The 18,086-nt window shown below is 72.5% G+C and carries 18 protein-coding genes; 10 read left to right on the top strand and 8 right to left on the bottom strand.

What is annotated here, in order from left to right:
* Nucleotides 1-16: 16 nt before the first annotated feature.
* Entirely contained in the window at nt 17-775 is a 759-nt protein-coding gene (locus tag ACFQO7_RS32330; RefSeq protein WP_376809938.1) for a VOC family protein, read from the top strand.
* Between the two features lie 62 nt (nt 776-837).
* Here ACFQO7_RS32330 and ACFQO7_RS32335 read toward each other — a convergent pair whose 3' ends face one another.
* The 7 genes from ACFQO7_RS32335 to ACFQO7_RS32365 form a co-directional block, all read right to left on the bottom strand.
* Complete coding sequence (locus ACFQO7_RS32335; RefSeq protein ID WP_376809939.1) at nt 838-2,178, bottom strand: C39 family peptidase; 1,341 nt, start codon at nt 2,176-2,178, stop codon at nt 838-840.
* Nucleotides 2,179-2,302: 124 nt separating this feature from the next.
* Nucleotides 2,303-3,031 (bottom strand): hypothetical protein, encoded by a 729-nt coding sequence (locus ACFQO7_RS32340; RefSeq protein WP_376809940.1) that lies wholly within the window; start codon nt 3,029-3,031, stop codon nt 2,303-2,305.
* 66 nt (nt 3,032-3,097) lie between these two features.
* Nucleotides 3,098-3,850 carry a tyrosine-protein phosphatase gene (locus ACFQO7_RS32345; protein ID WP_376809941.1) on the bottom strand — a complete coding sequence of 251 codons (753 nt, stop codon included), beginning with the start codon at nt 3,848-3,850 and terminating at the stop codon, nt 3,098-3,100.
* Nucleotides 3,851-3,863: 13 nt separating this feature from the next.
* Entirely contained in the window at nt 3,864-4,613 is a 750-nt protein-coding gene (locus ACFQO7_RS32350; RefSeq protein WP_376809942.1) for a tyrosine-protein phosphatase, read from the bottom strand.
* A gap of 63 nt (nt 4,614-4,676) precedes the next feature.
* Nucleotides 4,677-5,465: a dioxygenase family protein gene (locus ACFQO7_RS32355; RefSeq protein ID WP_376809943.1), complete on the bottom strand. Its 789-nt coding sequence runs from the start codon at nt 5,463-5,465 to the stop codon at nt 4,677-4,679.
* Nucleotides 5,466-5,577: 112 nt separating this feature from the next.
* On the bottom strand, nt 5,578-6,111 hold the full coding sequence (gene ahpD, locus ACFQO7_RS32360; RefSeq protein WP_376809944.1) for an alkylhydroperoxidase, AhpD family: 534 nt from the start codon (nt 6,109-6,111) through the stop codon (nt 5,578-5,580).
* On the bottom strand, nt 6,111-6,662 hold the full coding sequence (locus tag ACFQO7_RS32365; RefSeq protein ID WP_376809945.1) for a peroxiredoxin: 552 nt from the start codon (nt 6,660-6,662) through the stop codon (nt 6,111-6,113). Before ACFQO7_RS32365 ends, ahpD begins: the two co-directional genes overlap by 1 nt.
* A 401-nt stretch (nt 6,663-7,063) precedes the next feature.
* On the opposite strand from ACFQO7_RS32365, the gene cimA reads away from it, so the two are divergent.
* The 3 genes from cimA (at nt 7,064) to ACFQO7_RS32380 (ending at nt 10,154) form a co-directional block, all read left to right on the top strand.
* On the top strand, nt 7,064-8,659 hold the full coding sequence (gene cimA / locus ACFQO7_RS32370) for a citramalate synthase (RefSeq protein WP_376809946.1): 1,596 nt from the start codon (nt 7,064-7,066) through the stop codon (nt 8,657-8,659).
* A 123-nt stretch (nt 8,660-8,782) separates the two neighbouring features.
* Nucleotides 8,783-9,532, top strand: coding sequence for a D-Ala-D-Ala carboxypeptidase family metallohydrolase (locus tag ACFQO7_RS32375; protein ID WP_376809947.1), 750 nt, complete (start codon nt 8,783-8,785; stop codon nt 9,530-9,532).
* Between the two features lie 178 nt (nt 9,533-9,710).
* Nucleotides 9,711-10,154 carry a hypothetical protein gene (locus tag ACFQO7_RS32380; RefSeq protein ID WP_376809948.1) on the top strand — a complete coding sequence of 148 codons (444 nt, stop codon included), beginning with the start codon at nt 9,711-9,713 and terminating at the stop codon, nt 10,152-10,154.
* A 151-nt stretch (nt 10,155-10,305) separates the two neighbouring features.
* Here ACFQO7_RS32380 and ACFQO7_RS32385 read toward each other — a convergent pair whose 3' ends face one another.
* Nucleotides 10,306-11,229 (bottom strand): S66 peptidase family protein, encoded by a 924-nt coding sequence (locus ACFQO7_RS32385; RefSeq protein WP_376809949.1) that lies wholly within the window; start codon nt 11,227-11,229, stop codon nt 10,306-10,308.
* Nucleotides 11,230-11,310: 81 nt separating this feature from the next.
* Between ACFQO7_RS32385 and ACFQO7_RS32390 the strand changes: the two genes are divergently transcribed.
* The 6 genes from ACFQO7_RS32390 to ACFQO7_RS32415 all read left to right on the top strand — a co-directional run bounded on the left by ACFQO7_RS32390 (nt 11,311) and on the right by ACFQO7_RS32415 (nt 18,053).
* Nucleotides 11,311-12,267 (top strand): endonuclease/exonuclease/phosphatase family protein, encoded by a 957-nt coding sequence (locus ACFQO7_RS32390; RefSeq protein ID WP_376809950.1) that lies wholly within the window; start codon nt 11,311-11,313, stop codon nt 12,265-12,267.
* A 284-nt stretch (nt 12,268-12,551) separates the two neighbouring features.
* Nucleotides 12,552-13,187 (top strand): TetR/AcrR family transcriptional regulator, encoded by a 636-nt coding sequence (locus ACFQO7_RS32395; protein ID WP_376809951.1) that lies wholly within the window; start codon nt 12,552-12,554, stop codon nt 13,185-13,187.
* A gap of 71 nt (nt 13,188-13,258) precedes the next feature.
* Nucleotides 13,259-13,852 (top strand): hypothetical protein, encoded by a 594-nt coding sequence (locus ACFQO7_RS32400; RefSeq protein WP_376809952.1) that lies wholly within the window; start codon nt 13,259-13,261, stop codon nt 13,850-13,852.
* On the top strand, nt 13,849-14,121 hold the full coding sequence (locus ACFQO7_RS32405) for a hypothetical protein (RefSeq protein WP_376809953.1): 273 nt from the start codon (nt 13,849-13,851) through the stop codon (nt 14,119-14,121). The genes ACFQO7_RS32400 and ACFQO7_RS32405 overlap by 4 nt, the downstream gene beginning before the upstream one ends.
* 143 nt (nt 14,122-14,264) lie before the next feature.
* Nucleotides 14,265-15,026, top strand: coding sequence for a type 1 glutamine amidotransferase (locus ACFQO7_RS32410; protein WP_360537981.1), 762 nt, complete (start codon nt 14,265-14,267; stop codon nt 15,024-15,026).
* A 51-nt stretch (nt 15,027-15,077) separates the two neighbouring features.
* Nucleotides 15,078-18,053 carry a bifunctional [glutamine synthetase] adenylyltransferase/[glutamine synthetase]-adenylyl-L-tyrosine phosphorylase gene (locus ACFQO7_RS32415; RefSeq protein WP_376809954.1) on the top strand — a complete coding sequence of 992 codons (2,976 nt, stop codon included), beginning with the start codon at nt 15,078-15,080 and terminating at the stop codon, nt 18,051-18,053.
* Nucleotides 18,054-18,086 lie beyond the last annotated feature (33 nt).

The following is an 18,086-nucleotide window of genomic DNA, read 5'->3' on the forward strand; positions in this document are numbered from 1 at the left end:
TCCTAAGGTGGCGGGCATGCGAGTGAGGGGATACGCGCCCGCCACCCCGTGCTGGGCGGAATACATGACCGCGGACCCGGCGGGAGCCGCGGCGTTCTACAGCGGGCTGTTCGGATGGACACCGGGCGAGGTGTTCGCGCTGGACGGCCGCGCCGTCGCGGGCCTGCTCCCGGGCGAGCCCGGCCGGCCCGGGGCCTGGCTGTGCTACGTGTCGGCGGTGGCCGCCGAGGACGGCGTGGCGGCGGTGCTCGACGCCGGCGGGGCGGTGCTGGTCCCGGCGCACGACCGCGGACCGCGTGGACGCGCCGCCCTGGTCGCGGACTCCGCGGGCGCGGTGTTCGGGCTGTGGCAGCGCGGCACGTCCGGTGGCGCCGAGGCGGCCGCCGAGCCGGCCACGATGTGCTGGACCGAGGTCGTGACCTGGGACGAGGCCTCCGCGGTGGAGTTCTACGGCAAGGCGTTCCACTGGTCGGAGCGCAAGAGCGAGATCGCCGAGGGCGTCGACCACATCGAGTGGTTCGTCGACAGCCGTACGGTCGGCGGCCTGTCCGTGATGGACGAGCGCTACCCGGCCGGCACGCCCGCGCACTGGCGGGTCACCTTCGAGGTCGAGGACTGCGCCGCCACGATCGCGCGCTGCCTGGAACTGGGCGGCGCGGTGCTGACCGGGCCGCTGGACCTGCCGGTGGGGCACTACGCGCTGCTGGCCGACGCGCAGGGCGGCACGTTCGGCGTGATCGAGCTGTCCGACGCGATCCTGGACACCCGGCTGTGAACCGGCGGTCTGTGCACTGACCCGGGCGCGCCCCACGGCGGGGGCGCACCCGGGTCGTCAGGTCACCAGTTCGTGGAGCCCGGGACCGTCGGCCACGGCTTCCACCACGGCTTGATCAGGTACGCGACGCCGCCCGAGCCGGAGGCCACGGTGCCGTTGGCGCGGTAGCGCTTGGTACGCAGCCAGATCTGCTCGAACTGCGCACGCGGGTAGATGTTGCGCACCACGTCGTTGCTCGACGACGCCGGGTCGTTGACGATCACGTCGCCCTCGGCGGTGAAGCCGACGATGACGAACAGGTGCCCGGAGGTGCCGTAACCGGCCCCGTCCAGCTCCTCGGACAGGAACGACTGGCTGGTGATCACCGGGATGCCGGCCTTGATGAAGCGCTCCGCCTCGTCGAGCGAGTGCAGCCGGGTGACCTTGGCGTCCAGGCCCGGGAACGACGCGGCGTACGCGGTGTTGAACGGCCAGTTACCCGCGCCCTGGTACGCGTAGTCGTACGTCATCCGGGCCGCGTGGTCGACCTGCGGGTCGGCGTACGACGGGTCGACCCAGGCGAGGTCCTGCGCCGACGGGCCGCGGCCGTAGTACTCCAGGACCATCGTGGTGGAGGTGGGGGAGCACCAGGCCTCGCCGCCGCCGTCGTACTCCGGGTACTCCCCGATGTGGATGTTCTGCGAGCGGCGCGGCACGGCCAGCTCGGTGCCCCAGGCGATGCCGCCCGCGCTAGGCGTGACGGTGAACCGGTCCGGCACGAAGGAGCTCATCGCGCCGAGCATCCAGACCCGCGGCGACTGCCACTGGCCGGGCGCCCGGTAGAGGGTCAGGCGCAGCTGGTAGGCGTGCAGCAGCACGCCGTTGGCGGCGTCGTCGATGGAGAAGGTGTCGGTCCAGATCGTCGACCACGGGTCGCCCTGGCGGTTGACCGTGGTGCGCTTGATGTCGCCGTCGCCGGACGCCCAGCGGCCCATCACGTACCAGGGGGTCTGCCCGCCGGTGTTGTAGGTGCCCTGCATCTCGACCTGGATCCAGGTGCCCGCCGGGGTGTCGGCGTTCCAGGAGGCGACCAGCTCGGTGGCGTCGAAGCCGACCTCGGTCACCGGGGAGGTCCAGGTGCTGTAGTCGTAGCTCCTCGTCACGTTGGTGTACGGGTCGGCGTAATCGGTGGTGCCGGCCGGCCGCAGCATGGTGATGCCCGTACGGATGCCGGGGATGGCGAAGGTGCCCTGGTGGGTGCCCTGCCGCCACTCGGTGTAGCGGGACCACTCCTGGAAGGTGATCTGCTCGTCGTGCGTGGGCGGCGCGGCCGCGGCGGGCGCGCCGGTGGCAGCGGTCAGCGCCGCGAGGCTGAGCGCGGTGAGGCCGGCGACGACGGCCGCCCGCAGGCGTGATCTGGCCATGGGTACTCCGCGGAAGTGGTGGATGGACATTCACCCGCCACTATCGCCGTTGAAGTTAACTTTCGCCAGACCCCAGTTGTCCCGAAGATTTCTTCATCCGCCCCGAGGGCGGGACGGGCAGGGCTCAGGCGGCCACATTGGCCACCGAGGGCTCCGGCGCCTCGTCCGGCTGCCGCCGGTCGCCCGACTTCCTCTTGCGCCGGCGCAGCAGCCAGCTCACCACGCCGACGAGGCTGGTGACCACGGCCGACCAGGTGCCCCAGTGCGTGACGAGCTGCCACAGGGTGTACGACATGGTCCGGCGCACCTGCACCGACAGCGCCACCTCGTGCGTGATGGTGTGCCCGTTGCTGAGCGGCACCTCCAGGTAGGCGGTGAGCAGCAGATCGTCGGTAGGGTGTTTGGGGTGCACCAGCCAGGTCCACAGCATCTGCACGTCGCTGCCGGTGGTGGCGTTGACCGACTCCGACGGCGTGATCTCCACGTCCTCGGTGTTGCCGCGCAGCGTGGCCTTGACGGTGGGCCCGACCTCCACCGTCCCGGCGGCCGTGGTCTGGGTGTCCTTCAGCATGAGGTTGATCTTCTGGGTCAGCTTCTCGCCCTCGCCGACCGCCAGCCCGATCCGCTGCGTCTGCTCGACGTCGAGCACGGCGGGCGACTGCCAGTAGGCCTGCCGCGTGACCAGCTCGCGGGCCGCGGTGTCGATGTCCTTGAAGGTCCCCGTGCCGGGCGCGACCTGGCCGGGGGAGGGCTGCTGCATGGAGTCGCCGCCGGTGTCGCCACCGCAGGCGGCCAGGACGGCCACGGCCGCGGCGGTGGCCACGGCCAGCAGCGCTCGCGTTCCGATGTGCATGGTGACGGCTCCTCCCCGATGAAATCCCGTCACATCATGGCACTCGTCGATAACGCCGCGGTCACCTCACGGCCGCTGCTCGCGCAAGCTCGACCGCAGCTTCGCGATGCTCTCCTCGGCCAGCCCGGCCCCGGTCAGGTAGGCCCGCACCGAGCCGTGCCGTTCGCGCAGTTCCACCAGGAAGACGCGCATCACCTCGGCCGGCGTGCTCGCCAGGTAGGGCTGCAGCGGGCCCTTGTCCGGCCGGTTCCGGCGCTGCCAGGACAGGTAGCGCGCCATGCCCTGCTCGGTCAGCTCGTAGTCGGCGGCGATGTCCGCGTCGGACACCCCGACCAGTTCCAGCACCAGCGCGACCACCACGCCGGTGCGGTCCCGCCCGCCCCAGCAGTGCACCACGGTCGGGCCCGGCCCGGCGGCGATCAGCTCGATCGCGCGGGCGATGTCGGCCGCCGCGTGCTCGGCGGTCTCGTGGTAGCGCGCCAGCAGGAACGCCACCACCCCGGCTTCCGCGGAGTAGTCCTCGGCCCGCCACACCGGGTTGTTCAGCGGCACGTTGTGCCAGTCCTCGCAGCACCAGTCCGGGGCGCGGCCGAAGCGCTCCAGCTCCATCGGGTGCCGCAGATCGATCACGGTACGCACGCCGAACCGCGCGAACCGTTCGCGGTCGGCCTCGCCCAGCGCGGTCAGGGTGTCCGAACGGAACAGCACGCCCCGGCGCACCTCGGCCCCGTCCGTGGTGGCCAGGCCGCCCACGTCCCGGAAGTTGAACAGCGGACTCTCGAAGTCCACCAGCCGCGAAGACCCCGCCTGCTCGCTCACGCCTGCTCCTCGCTCACGCTTCCAGCAGCCGATCGCGCAGGCGCTGTACGCGGTCGGGGTGCAGGCCCGCGCCGACCAGGTATTCGGCCACCGAGCCGTGGCGGTAGCGCAGCCCCTGCAGCGTCATCAACATGGCCTCGGCCGGGGTGTACGTGAAGAACGGCGGTGTGTTCGCGTGGTCCTCGTTCGGGAAGGCCGTGCGCACCCACTGGGTGAACATCGGCGCGCTGCGCTCGGTCAGCGCGTAGTCGGCGGCGATCTGGTCGTCGGGCACCCCGAGCAGGTCCAGGGCCAGCGCCACGATCAGACCGGTGCGGTCCTTGCCGGCCACGCAGTGCACCACGGTCGGGCCGTGGTCGGCGTCGGTCAGCAGACCGATCACCCGGGCGATGTCGGCCCTGCCGTGGTGGGCCAGCTCCAGGTACCGAGCGGACAGCCAGCCCGCGACGCCGATCTCCGTGGTGTAGGTCGAGTGGTCCCAGAGCGGGTGATCCAGGTGGTTGTGCCGCCACACCACCTGGGTCCACTCCGGCACCCGGCCCATCGAGGCGACCTCGGCGGGCCGGCGCAGGTCGATCACGGTGCGGATGCCGAGCGCCGTGAACGCCGCGCGGTCCTCGGCGCCCAGCCTGCTGAGCGTGTCGGACCGGTACACCGTGCGCCGGCGTACGGTGCGGCCGTCGGCGGTGGTCAGCCCACCTAGGTCACGGAAGTTGAAGACGGCGGCGAAGGCGATGCTGCGCTCGATCGGCGTGGTGGTCACCCCGATACCGTAATCAAGGTCACGTGGCCTGGTGTAGCCCGACCGCGTCACATCCCGGGCGTGTCAGCCGAGTTGCACGGAACGTTTGGCCAGGCCCATCCAGAAGCCGTCGATCACGGTGCGCTGCGAGGACAGGTCGTCCTCGCCCGCGCCGAGGGTGACGAACAGCGGCGCGAAGTGCTCGGTGCGCGGGTGCGCCATCGCGCCGGACGGGGCCTTGTGCAGGAAGTCGAGCAGCCCGTCGACGTCGCCGGCGTCGAGTGCCTGCCGGCCCCAGTCGTCGAACTCCGCCGACCAGCCCTGCACCGGCGCGTCGAAGCCCAGGTGCATGTACGGCATCGCGGCGCGCAGGTTGTGGGTGAAGAAGCCGCTGCCGATGATGAGCACGCCCTCGTCGCGCAGCGGCGCGAGCTTGCGGCCGATCTCCAGCAGGCGCCGCGGGTCCAGCGTCGGCATGGAGATCTGCAGGACCGGGACGTCGGCCTCGGGGAACATCTCGACCAGCGGCACGTACGCGCCGTGGTCCAGGCCCCGGTCGGGCACGTCGGCCACCGGCGTCTGCGGTCCGCGCAGCAGTGCCCGCACCTTCGCGGCCAGCTCGGGCGCGCCCGGCGCCGGGTACTTCACCTCGTAGTAGTGCTGCGCGAAGCCGCCGAAGTCGTAGTAGAGCGGGACCGTGGTGGTCGCGCCGACGGCCAGCGGGGCGTTCTCCCAGTGCGCCGAGACGACCAGGATCGCGGTGGGCCGGGGCAGCTCGCTCGACCAGTCCGCCAGCTGGCGGGTCCACAGCGGGTCGTCGGCCAGCGGGGGAGCGCCATGGCTGAGGTAGAGCGCGGGCATGCGGGTGCTCATACCCGCGAGAATACTTGACCATTCAACTAACGTCGAGCGGCCGCCCTCACCCCGAAATGCGGAAAGCCCGGCGAGACGTCTCTCGCCGGGCCTCCTTCCGGGTAAAGCTTCGTCAGGCCGCGAGGGCGGCTTCGGCGTCGAGGGTGACGGCGGCGGCGTGGACGACCGCCGCGATGCGCAGGGCCTCGTGGACGGCCTCGCGGCCGACGCCGGTGCCGATCAGCGTCTTCTCGTGCGACTCCAGGCAGACGCCGCAGCCGGTGATGGCCGAGACGGCCAGGCTCCACAGCTCGAAGTCGGCCTTGTCGACGCCCGGGTTGGCGATGATCTGCATGCGCAGCCGGGCCGGCAGCGACTGGTAGGCGTCGTCGCCGATCAGGTGCTTGGACCGGTAGTAGACGTTGTTCATCGCCATGATCGACGCCGCGCCCTTGGCCGCCTCGACCGCCTCGGGCTTGAGGTGGTCGCCCGCCTCGGCCGCGATCTCCCGCAGCACGAAAGCGTTGCGGGCGGCGAACGCGCAGGCCAGCGCGGTGCCCCAGAGCTGCTGCGCGGTCAGCGGCGAGGTGCCCAGCACGGCGCCGATGTTGAGCTTGGTGTCCCGGGCGTACGCCGGCAGCGCCGCCTTGATCGCCTCGATGCCCATCAGGCGGCCAGCAGCTCGGTGGCGTTCAGGGTCTCGCCGCCCTTGTTCCAGTTGCACGGGCACAGCTCGTCGGTCTGCAGGGCGTCGAGCACGCGCAGCACCTCGGTGACGTTGCGGCCGACCGAGCCGGCGGTCACCATCACGAACTGGATCTCGTTGTTCGGGTCCACGATGAACGTCGCGCGCTGCGGCACGCCGTCCTCGCCCAGCACGCCCGCGGCCTCGGTCAGCTCGCGCTTGACGTCGGCCAGCATCGGGAAGGGCAGCTCGCGCAGGTCGGGGTGGTTCTTGCGCCACGCGTGGTGCACGAACTCGTTGTCGACCGACCAGCCCAGCACCTGCGCGTCCCGGTCGGCGAACTCGCCGTTCAGCCGGCCGAACTCGGCGATCTCGGTCGGACATACGAAGGTGAAGTCCTTGGGCCAGGAGAACAGCACCCGCCACTTGCCCTCGTAGGTCTTGTTGGTGATCGTCTCGAACGCCTTGTCGGCGTCGAGGGAGACGCACGCGGTGAGTTCGTAGGCGGGGAAGTGGTCGCCGACGGTGAGCAAAGCAGGTACCTCCTGAGCGGTCTTTCTTGAGCCGTTCAAGATTAGGCGGGGCATTGCGACGTGATCATTGCCGGATCGTGACATTGTGGCGACCGCCACGGGGTCTTTGTCCTGTCCCATCGCGCAGCTCATCGACATGATCCGCTGGTGCGGCCGCGACACGCCTTCCCGATATGCGGGAGCCTGCTGGTCTGAGAGTCGCAAAAGTGGGACGCTACCCAGCGTGATCCGCCTCGTACTGATTATTGGCACCTAGCGCGCCGGCCGCACCTGGGCAACCAGGCCCCTCGCCGACGCGCAGACCTCCCGCGACCGCGGGGGGTCTTTTGTTTTGCAGCTCCTTCCCGGTCATCACGTCGGCGCCTCGCTTCGCGCGGCGCCCGCACAGGAGGTCACCCGACATGCAGATCTTCGACACCACGCTGCGCGACGGCGCCCAGCGCGAGGGCATCACCTACTCGGTAGCCGACAAACTCGCGGTGGCGCGCCTGCTCGATCAGTTCGGGGTCGGGTTCATCGAGGGCGGGTGGCCAGGGGCGGTGCCCAAGGACACCGAGTTCTTCGAACGGGCCCGAACCGAGCTGGAACTGAAGAACGCGCTGCTGGTGGCGTTCGGCTCGACCCGCAAGGCAGGCGTCGCGGCGGCCGACGACGCGCAGCTCGCGGGCCTGCTCGCGGCGCAGACGCCGGTGGTCTGCCTGGTCGCCAAGTCCGATGTGCGCCACGTCGAGCGGGCGCTGCGCACCACCCGCGAGGAGAACCTCGCCATGGTCGCCGACAGCGTGACCCACCTGCGCTCGCACGGCCGCCGCGTCTTCGTCGACTGCGAGCACTTCTTCGACGGCTTCCGTTTCGACCCCGACTACACCGCCTCGGTGGTGCGTACGGCGCTGGACGCGGGCGCGGAGCGCGTCGTGCTCTGCGACACCAACGGCGGCATGCTGCCCTCGCAGGTGGGCGCGGCCATCGCCGACCTCGTCGCGCGGCTGGGCGTCTCGCCGGAGCTGTTCGGCATGCACGCGCAGAACGACACCGCGTGCGCCGTCGCCAACACCATCGCCGCGGTGGAGGCGGGCGTACGCCACGTGCAGGGCACCGCCAACGGCTACGGGGAGCGCCCCGGCAACGCCGACATCTTCGCCGTGGTGGCGAACCTGCAGCTCAAGCTGGGCATGACCGTCCTACCGGACGGCTGCCTCGAACAGATGGCGCACGTCTCGCACGCCATCGCCGAGATCGCCAACATCGCACCCGACTCCCACCAGGCCTACGTCGGGTCCGCGGCCTTCGCCCACAAGGCGGGACTGCACGCGAGCGCGATCAAAGTCGACCCGGCCCTCTACAACCACGTGGACCCGGCCGTCGTCGGCAACGACATGACGATCCTCGTCACCGAGATGGCCGGCCGGGCCAGCATCGAGCTCAAGAGCCGCGAGCTCGGGCTGGACCTGGCCGGCCATCCCGACACGCTGTCCAAGGTGACGCACCGGGTGAAGGAGCTGGAGGCGGCCGGCTGGTCCTTCGAGGCCGCCGACGCGTCCTTCGAGCTGCTGGTGCGCCAGTCCCTGGGGGAGCAGACGACCCCGTTCACGCTGGAGTCGTACCGGGTGATCGTCGAGCACCGCGAGGACGGCGCGGTGGTCAGCGAGGCGACCGTGAAACTGCGCGTGCGCGGTGAGCGGGTGATCGCCACCGCGGAGGGCAACGGCCCGGTCAACGCGCTGGACCAGGCCCTGCGCCAGGCGCTGGAGCGGCACTTCCCGCAGCTGTCCGGGCTGGAACTGGCCGACTACAAGGTGCGCATCCTGGCGGGCTCGCACGGCACCGACGCGGTGACGCGGGTGCTGGTGGAGACGGTGGACACCGACGGGCGCGACTGGACCACGGTCGGCGTGCACGAGAACGTGGTGGAGGCGAGCTGGCGGGCCCTGGTCGACGCCCTGGCGTACGGCGTCGCCGCCGCGGGCGGGGACCGCAAGGTGCGCTCGCGCCGCTGATCCGGTGCGGACGGTCCGTGCTCGGTGACGGCCGTTGCAGCGACTTTCGGAAGGATACTACGTAGTAACTGCAAGATATGCAAGTTCTTGACATCGACAGACGTGGTTGGCACAGTGCCTGGCATGTCTCGTCGTTTCCCCCGCAACGCCTTCCTTCGGGCGTTCACCGTGCTGGTGATGGCGGCCATCGGATCGGTGGCCGCCATCACCGTCGGCGCATCCCCCGCGTACGCCGACGGCTGCTACACCTGGGGCCGCTCGCTGTCCTCGGGCATGTCCGGAGAGGACGTCCGCCAGCTGCAGATCCGCGTCGCCGGCTGGCCGGGCTACAACAACACCATCGTCATCGACGGCATCTTCGGCGCGGAGACCCGTGACGCGGTGGTCCGCTTCCAGCAGGCGTACGGCCTGGGCGCGGACGGCATCGCCGGCCCCCAGACCTTCAACAAGATCTACTCCCTGCAGGACGACGACTGCACGCCGATCCACTTCAGCTACGCCGAGCTGAACAAGTGCAACACCACCTGGGCCGGCGGCGCGGTCTCGGCGGCCACCGCCAAGGCCAACGCGCTGCGCGCCATGTGGCGGCTGGAAGCGCTCCGCCACGCCCTCGGCGACCAGGCCCTGCGCGTCACCTCCGGCTTCCGCAGCACCGCCTGCAACAACGCCGCGGGCGGCGTCTCCGGCAGCCGTCACCTCTACGGCGACGGCGTGGACCTCGGCTCCGGCCCGCACTCGCTCTGCACCATCGGCAAGCAGGCCCGCTACCACGGCTTCACCGGCATCCTCGGCCCCGGCTACCCCGACCACTCCGACCACATCCACACCGACGCCCGCAGCGGCACCCTCTGGTCCGCCTCCCAGTGCTTCTAGCCTGATCGTGGAAAGGAAGGGCACCTTCACATCGCCATGCGATGTAGAAGGTGCCCTTCCCATCGCCCCTGGGGCTTCGTGGTGGCGGTTCGGGGGAGGGCCCGGGGTCGCGGGGTGGCGGTAGGCTGCGGCGGCACGCACTCTGGCGGCCCGGCCGCGTCCGACGTGGAGGCACCCCGTGAGCGACAACCCGTACCGGGCGCCGAGCCCGCCCGCCCCGCCCGCGACGGCGGCACCCGCCGTCGCCGCGTGGTCCCACCCCTCGCTGGACATCCCGCCACCGGTTCGGCGATCCGTGGAGGCCCGGCTGGTGTGGCGCGGCATCTTCACCATGCTGGGCGCGCACGCGCTGACCATGCTCGTCGGCGTCTTCGCCGCGCTGCTCTTCGGGCAGCAGAACGACTACGGCCCGGGCGGCGAAGGCAGCGCCGAGTCCGTCTTCATGCTGGTCGGCGTCTTCGCGCAGTTCATTCTCGGCATCGTCGCCCTGGTCATGGGCATCGGCGGCGTCGTCGGCAAGGACGGCGGCAAGGGCGCGGGCATCCTCATCGGCTGGGTCGCCGGCATCCCGGCCAGCCTGATCGCCGGCATAGCCATCACCATCACGTTCGCCAACTCATGACGAGCCGCGCCGAGCCCTTGCCCGAGTCGGCACCGCTCGACCGGCACCACGCCAGGCCGCTCGCCGAACCAGATTGATCATGAACTTGTGACACCGACACGCCGTCGAACCGTGCCATAAGTTCATGATCGACGCGGGAGGGGGGTGGCGGTTAGAGGGTGGCGGGGGCGACCGTGAGGGTGCCGGTGTCGGCGTCGAGGGTGGCTCGGGTGCCTAGGGGGACGGCGGTGTGTTGGGGGCCGTGGCCGATGGGGAGGCCGCCGAGGACCGGGAGGCCCAGGTCGAGCAGGCGGTCGGTGAGGACGTCGGTGATGGTGACGGGCCAGGCGTCGGCGCAGTCGGTGAACTGGCCGACGGCGACGCCCGCGACGCCGTCGAGCGCGCCGCTGCGGCGCAGGTGGGTGAGCATCCGGTCGACGCGGTACGGGTACTCGCCGACGTCCTCGATGAGCAGGATCGCGCCCGTCAGGTCGGGCAGGTGCGGGGTGCCCAGCGTGCTGACCAGCAGCGACAGGTTGCCGCCGAGCAGGGTGCCTTCGGCGTGGCCCGAGGTGCGCACCCGGTGGGTGTCCTCGGCCGGGTCGGCAACCACCACGACCGGCTCCCCGCTCATCAGGGCGTGCCGCGCGCCGAGCGCGGTCGGCGAGTCCGCGCCCTTGTCGAACTGCGCGGCGACCGGCCCGTGCACGGTGGCCAGGCGCGCGCCGCGCCACAGCGCCAGGTGCAGCGCGGTGATGTCGGAGAAGCCCATGACCAGCTTCGGATCACGGCGTACGGCGTCCAGGTCGACGCGGTCGGTGATGCGCTGCGCGCCGTAGCCGCCGCGGGTGCACAGCACCGCGCGCACCTGCGGGTCGCCGAGCGCGTCGTTGAGGTCGCCGAGGCGCTGCTCGTCGGTCCCGCCGAAGTAGCCGTGCCGGGCCAGCACGTGCGGGTAGACCCGGGGTGCCAGGCCCCAGCCGGTGAGCACGGACACCGCCGCCTCGACGCGCTCGGCGGGCACCGGCCCCGAGGGCGACACCAGCGCGACCGTGTCGCCGGGCCGGAGGGTCGCGGGGTGCAGGGTGGCGGTCATGGCCGCAGAGCCTAACGCCGCGCACGGAACCTTCACAAAGTCCACACCTAGTTGACCATGAAAACGTATAGCATCTCGCGCATGAAACGGTTCCTACTGCGCGCACTGCCCTGGGTCCTGGCGCTGCCGGCGGCGGTGTGGGCCGTGTTCCGGATCGCCGGCTGGGACGACCGATATCCCATGGCACAGCTGATGGCGTTCACGCCGTACGTCGCCGCCGGGTCCCTGGTGCCGCTGGCGGTGCTGCTGGTGTGGCGGCGCTGGGCGGCCGCGGGCCTGGCCGGGGTGACCGCGGTGGCGCTCGCCGTGGTGGTGCTGCCGCGCTGGTTCGCCGACGGCGACCCGATGGCCGGGGCTGCGGGCGCGTCGCTGCGGGTGATGAGCGCTAACGTGCTGGTGGGCTCGGCGGGCCCGGCCGAGCTGGTGGATCTGGTGCGGGCGCACCGGGTGGACGTGCTGGCGCTGCAGGAGGTGACGCCGGAATACCTGGCCGCCGTGGACGCGGCGGGGATGAGCGGCGAGCTGCCCCACCGGGTGGACCATGCGGCGCCCGGGGTGGAGGGCTCGGCGGTGCTGTCCCGCTTGCCGCTGCGCGACGACGGGGTGCGGGTCAACCCCGGCGGCTTCCGGCAGGCGCGGGCCGAGGTGTCGGTGCCCGGCGGGGGCACCGTGCTGGTCGAGTCGGCGCACCCGCTGGCGCCCTGGGCCGACTTCGTGACACCGTTGTGGAAACGCGGCTTCGAGGGCCAGCCGCGGGCCACGCCGGAGGGGCCGGTGCGCGTGCTCCTCGGCGACTTCAACGCGACCCTGGACCACCACCTGCTGCGCGACCTGATCGACTCCGGTTACCGGGACGCGGCCGACGTGCTGGGCCGCGGCTTCACCGGCACCTGGGGACCGTACGACGGGGATCCGCTCCCGCCGGTGACGCTGGACCGGGTGCTGGCCGACCGGCGGGTGGGCGTCAAGGACTTCCAGGTGCTGGAGCTGCCGGGCAGCGACCACCGGCCGGTGTACGCCGAGCTGGTCCTGCCCTAGGGAACACCACAGTTTGAGCGGACGCTCAAGCCTGTTAGGCTGACGTTTGATCGACCGCTCAAATATGTGGCACGGGCCGTGTTTCCTGGAGGCACCGTCCTGACCCGACACTGCCGGCGCATCGGCACCCTGTTTTGTCAGACCGGTGCGAGAAAGTCTGGCCGTCCCGCGAGTCGGGGACGCGACAGAACGGGCGGTGCCGGCCACATTGGCAACGGGGGGTGGCCGGCACCGCCCGCATTCTGTGCGCAGCACGTCGCGGGCCCGGGTAGTGAGGGAGCGGCATGTCCGACACGAAGCAGCGGTTGCTCGACGGAGCCATGGACACGCTGCGCAAAAACGGGATCGCGGGCGTATCGGCGCGCAACATCGCCGGCGCGGCCGGGGTCAACCAGGCGCTGATCTTCTACCACTACGGCAGCGTGGACGACCTGCTGGTGGCGGCGTGCACGGCCGCGACCGGTGAGCGCGTCGAGGCGTACCGGTCGCGCTTCGCGACCGTGGGCTCGCTGCGCGAGCTGCTCGACGTCGGCCGCGCGCTGCACGAGGAGGAGCGCGACCTGGGCAACGTCGCGGTGCTCGCGCAGATGCTGGCCGGTGCGCAGCACGACGAGAAGCTCGCCCGGGTGACCGCCGAGACGCTCGGCATGTGGACCGCGGAGATCGAGTCGGTGCTGCGGCGGGTGCTGGCGGGCTCCCCGTTCGCCGAGATGGCCGACGTGCCGGGGCTGGCCGCCGCCATCTCCGCCTCGTTCGTCGGGCTGGAGCTGTACGAGGGCGTGGACCGGGCGGGAGCACAGCGCGCGATGGCGGCGCTGGAGCAGCTCGGCACGCTGATGGAGGTCGTCGAGGAGCTGGGGCCGGTGGCCCGCCGAGCGCTGCGAAGCAAGATCAATAAGGCGACCGCCCGTCGGTCCTGACCGGGTCGGCCGGGTGGCAGCCCGGTCCCGCAGGACACCACCCGTGGCGCGGCTCATCTAGCATCGCGCCCGTGAGCGGACGGTTGGCGGGGGAGACCGGGCGGCAGGCCTGGTGGCGCAGACACCGGCGCACCGTGGCCGGCATCGCACTGCTCGGGGTCGGCGTCGGGGTGTTCACCGCACACCTGCGGGGCGGGTCGGCGCAGATCCTGCCGCCCGCGCCCGAGGCGGTCTGCCCCCTGCTGCGGGCCGAGGTGCTCGACCTGCTCGTGCCCGGCCGTGACCCGAGCACGCAGGAGACCGACCGGCGCGACGAGACGCTGTCGGCCTGGTGCGTCGTCCAGCGACCCAAGGACGACGGCGAGAACGCCTCGCTGGTTGTGGGCGTGATCAACGTGGGCCGGGCGGACGGCGAGGACCCGGTGACCCGGGCTCGCCGGGGCTTCTCCGGCGAGTTCCCGTTCAACCGCGACCGCGTCATGCTCGACGGTCTCGGCGACCAGGCCGGGTACTGGTCCGAGCTGGGCCCCGCCGGGCGGATCTACCTCACGGTGCGGGTGGGCGCACGGCTGGTGCACGTGCAGTACCGCAACACCATGGTCGGTCCGGAGCGCAGCCGGGAGGCGGCCGTGCTGGCCGCGCGGGAGGTGCTGGCGAAGCTGTGAGAAACGACGATCTGGTCGACGACCTCGTCGCGGGGCGGAGCGGCGCGGTCACCCACCTCGTGCACGAGTTGCGTCCGGAGCCGAACTGGCTGATCCGGTGGACGGCGGCGGTCGCCGTGATGGTGGCCTGCGGGCTGGCCGGATACCACGGCAGCGGCCTGCTGCTGGAGCTGTCCACCCGGCTGGAGCTCGCCTGGACCGGTTCGTCCTGGCAGGCGCCCCCACCACCGGACCTGCCCGCCACGCCATTCGGCCACCCGGTGCCCTGACCGCAGGCCCGGGGCGGGTCTCGCGCGGAAAGTCGCGCGCAGGTCGCGGCGCGTCCGGGCGGCCGGAGCGCGGAGCAGCCGCTCGGCTCCGGCGGCACCGGGCCGCTGACCGGCGGCGGCGTGGCCGGGCTAACCTCGTCAGCGTGGCGACCGCACTGGTGATCGAGAACGACCCGACCGACGACCTGCGCCGGCTCGGCGACTGGCTGACCGAGGCCGGGCTGGAGTTGAGCGTCCTGCGCCCGCACGCCGGCGACGCACTGCCCGACGACCTCGACGGCTACGCCGCGTTCGTGGTGATGGGCGGGGAGCAGGACGCTTTCGGCAAGGACGGGGTGCCGGGCGCGCCGTGGTTCCCGAAGCTGGAGTCGCTGCTGCGCAAGGCGGTCAAGAACCGGGTGCCGACGCTGGGCATCTGCCTGGGCGGGCAGCTGCTGGCGCAGGCGCACGGCGGCACCGTCGAGCGCTCCACCAGCGGACCGGAGATCGGCGCGCGCCTGGTCGCGCGGCGGGACATGGCCGAGGCCGACCCGCTGTGGTGGGCGGTGCCGTTCGCGCCCGACGTGATCCAGTACCACTTCGACGAGATCACCGAGCTGCCGCTCGGGGCGACCCTGCTGGCCGCCTCGCCGCGCTACCCCCACCAGGCGTTCCGGGTCGGCGACCGGGCCTGGGGCACCCAGTTCCACATCGAGTGCGACGTCGACATGTTCGCCGGCTGGGTGGAGAACAACCGGGAGTGGATGACCGAGCAGGGCTGGCAGCCCGACGGGCTGATCGCCGGCGTGGAGGCGACCCAGGAGGACGTGGCCGAGGTGTGGCAGCCGTTCGCCCGGCGCTTCGCCGAACTGGCCCTGGGCACGCTGCCCGAGGCGGGCCGGCGGGAACTGCCGCTGCTGAGCTGAGCCGCCGCGCCGTGACTTCTGCGCCCGGCCGCCCGCCGATAACCTGAGCGGGTGGCGGGAATCGGGCGGTTGGCACGGTACGGCTTCACGCTGTCGGCGACCGGCCCCGACCCGGCCGTGCTGCTGGGCGGGACCGGCCTGAACCTGTGGGACGCGACCGCGCAGCGGCCCGTCGACGAGGAGAGCGCGCTCATCCTGGAGCAGCTCGGCCGCGCCGCCGACCCCGACCTGGCGCTGCGCCAGCTGCACCGCATCGCCGAGCGCGACGCCGGGCCCGACAAGGGGGTGCTGGAGCGGCTCGGGGCCGACGAGGACCTGCGCATCCGGCTGATCACCGTGCTCGGGGCGTCGTCGGCGCTGGGCGACCAGATCGCAGCGCAGGCCGGGCAGTGGAAGGTGCTCACGCACACCGTGCCGCCGCGCTACGAGGTGCACAGCGGGCTGGCCGACGTGCCGTCGCTGCGGGCCGGCTACCAGCGCGGGCTGCTGCGCATCGCGGCCGGCGACCTGGCCGACGGGGTCGACGTCGAGACGACGATGGCCGAGGTGACCGCGCTGGCCGACGCGACGCTGCGGGCGGCGTACCGGATCGCGCTGGGCCGGGTCGGCGACCAGCGGCCCCGGCTGGCCGTGATCGCGATGGGCAAGTGCGGCGGCGACGAGCTGAACTACGTCTCCGACGTCGACGTCATCTTCGTCGCGGCCGAGGACGAGGACCTCGCCGCGGGCACCACCGTCGCCGCGGCGCTGATGGAGATCTGCGGCCACGTGGCCTGGCCGGTCGACGCCGCCCTGCGGCCCGAGGGCGGGCGCGGCCCGCTGGTGCGCACGCTGGCCAGCCACCTCGTCTACTACCAGCGCTGGGCCCGCACCTGGGAGTTCCAGGCGCTGCTCAAGGCCCGCCCGGTCGCCGGTGACGCCGGGGTCGGCAAGGCCTGGCTGGCCTCGTTGCAGCCGCTGATCTGGCACGCCGCCGAGCGGCCGGAGGCGGTCGAGGACGTGCGGGCGATGCGCAGGCGCATCATCGACCAGGTGCCGCGGGCCGAGATCGAGCGGGAGATCAAACGCGGACCGGGCGGGCTGCGCGACATCGAGTTCGCGGTGCAGCTGCTGCAGCTGGTGCACGGGCGCGGCGACGAGACGCTGCGCTCGGGCAACACCCTCAACGCGCTGCGGGCGCTGGTCGCGGGCGGTTACGTGGGCCGCGGCGACGGGGAGGCGCTCAGCGCCGCGTACCGCTTCCTGCGCAACGTCGAGCACCGGCTCCAGCTGCAGCGGCTGCGGCGTACGCACACCGTGCCGGCCGACGACGGCCAGGCGGGCACCCTGGCCCTGCGCTGGCTGGCGCGCGCGATGAACTACAAGCGCGAGGAGCCCGCGCCGGGCGCCGGCCGCGGCCGCGAGCGCGGCGGGCTGGACCCGATCACGGCGTTCCGCGCGGACTGGGTCACCCACGCCGCCGAGGTGCGCCGGCTGCACGCCAAGCTGCTCTACCGGCCGCTACTGGCCGCCGTGGCCAAAGTGCCCGCCGACGGGCTGTCGCTGCGGGCCGACGCCGCCCGCAAGCGCCTGGAGCTGCTCGGCTACGCCGATCCGGCGGGCGCGCTGCGGCACATCGAGGCGCTGACCTCGGGCGTGTCGCGCACCGCCGCGATCCAGCGCACGCTGCTGCCGGTGCTGCTGGCGGAGTTCGCCGACGCGCCCGATCCCGACGCCGGGCTGCTGGCCTACCGCCAGGTGTCCGACACGCTGGGCACCACACCCTGGTATCTGCGCCTGCTGCGCGACGAGGGCCCGGTGGCGCTGCGGCTGGCCCGGGTGCTGGACAGCTCGCGCTACCTGACCGACCTGCTCTCGCGCGACCCGGAGGCGCTGCGGCTGCTGGCCGACGACACCGAACTGGCGCTGCGCACCCGGCAGTCGCTGCTGGACGGCACGGCCGCGGCCGCCGGGCGGCACGCCGACCCGCGCGCGGCGGTGGCCGCAGTACGCGCCATGCGCCGCCGGGAGCTGTTCCGCATCGGCAGCGCGGACGTGCTCTCCGGCGCGGGCGAGCTGGCCCCGGCCAAACGGGTCGGCATCACCGAGGTGGGGCAGGGACTGGCCGACCTCACCGACGCCACCGTCGCGGCCGCGCTGGCGGTGGCCCGGCAGGCCGCGGGCGCGCCGGACGAGCTGCGATTCTCGGTGATCGGCATGGGCCGGCTCGGCGGTGCGGAGACGAGCTACCCGAGCGACGCCGACGTGCTGTTCGTGTACCAGCCCGCGCCGGGGATGAAGGACGACGAGGCCAACGGGGTCGCGCTGGCGATCGCCGAGCAGCTGCGCACGCTGCTGTCCGCGCCCGCGCCCGACCCGCCGCTGGGCATCGACGCCGACCTGCGTCCCGAGGGCCGGCAGGGTCCGCTGGTGCGCAGCCTCGCCGCGTACCAGCGCTACTACGCGACCTGGTCGCAGGTGTGGGAGGCGCAGGCGCTGCTGCGGGCACGGCCCGTCGCCGGGGACGCGGGGCTGGCCGCCGAGTTCATCGCGCTCGTCGATCCGGTGCGCTACCCGGTGGACGGGCTGCGGCGGGAGCAGATCGTCGAGATCCGCCGGATCAAGGCGCGGGTGGAGAACGAGCGGCTGCCCCGAGGTGCGGATCCGCTCACGCACACCAAGCTGGGGCGGGGTGGCATCGCCGACGTCGAGTGGACGGTGCAGCTGTGGCAGCTGCGGCACGGACACGAGGTGGCCGGGCTGCGCTCCACGCGTACCCTCGACGCGCTCCACGCGGCGCACGCGGCCGGGATCGTGTCGGTCGAGGACGCCGAGGTGCTGGCCACGGCGTGGACGCTGTGCTCGCGGGTGCGCAACGCGCTGACGCTGATCCGCGGCCGGGCGGTGGACCAGCTGCCTCGGCACGGGGTCGAGCTGGCGGGGGTGGCCCGGCTGCTGGGCGGCGGGGACCCGGGGGAGTTCCTGGACGAGTACCTCAAGGTCACCCGCCGGTCCCGCGCAGCGGTGGAGCGGCTGTTCCTGGCGTGACCGCCCCGATTGTCATCAAAGGCGGCCGGTCGG

Origin of the sequence: Catellatospora aurea, from assembly GCF_042663325.1 — a bacterium.
Taxonomy (GTDB): Bacteria; Actinomycetota; Actinomycetes; order Mycobacteriales; family Micromonosporaceae; genus Catellatospora; species Catellatospora aurea.

Excerpts from the sequence above, each read along its gene's own strand:
- ACFQO7_RS32330 (WP_376809938.1), top strand. The coding sequence starts at position 17 with ATGCGAGTGAGGGGATACGCGCCCGCCACCCCGTGCTGGGCGGAATAC.
- ahpD (WP_376809944.1), bottom strand. The coding sequence starts at position 6,111 with ATGGGCATCGAGGCGATCAAGGCGGCGCTGCCGGCGTACGCCCGGGAC.
- ACFQO7_RS32390 (WP_376809950.1), top strand. The coding sequence starts at position 11,311 with ATGAAACGGTTCCTACTGCGCGCACTGCCCTGGGTCCTGGCGCTGCCG.
- ACFQO7_RS32385 (WP_376809949.1), bottom strand. The coding sequence starts at position 11,229 with ATGACCGCCACCCTGCACCCCGCGACCCTCCGGCCCGGCGACACGGTC.
- ACFQO7_RS32335 (WP_376809939.1), bottom strand. The coding sequence starts at position 2,178 with ATGGCCAGATCACGCCTGCGGGCGGCCGTCGTCGCCGGCCTCACCGCG.
- ACFQO7_RS32340 (WP_376809940.1), bottom strand. The coding sequence starts at position 3,031 with ATGCACATCGGAACGCGAGCGCTGCTGGCCGTGGCCACCGCCGCGGCC.
- ACFQO7_RS32355 (WP_376809943.1), bottom strand. The coding sequence starts at position 5,465 with ATGAGCACCCGCATGCCCGCGCTCTACCTCAGCCATGGCGCTCCCCCG.
- ACFQO7_RS32375 (WP_376809947.1), top strand. The coding sequence starts at position 8,783 with ATGTCTCGTCGTTTCCCCCGCAACGCCTTCCTTCGGGCGTTCACCGTG.
- cimA (WP_376809946.1), top strand. The coding sequence starts at position 7,064 with ATGCAGATCTTCGACACCACGCTGCGCGACGGCGCCCAGCGCGAGGGC.
- ACFQO7_RS32395 (WP_376809951.1), top strand. The coding sequence starts at position 12,552 with ATGTCCGACACGAAGCAGCGGTTGCTCGACGGAGCCATGGACACGCTG.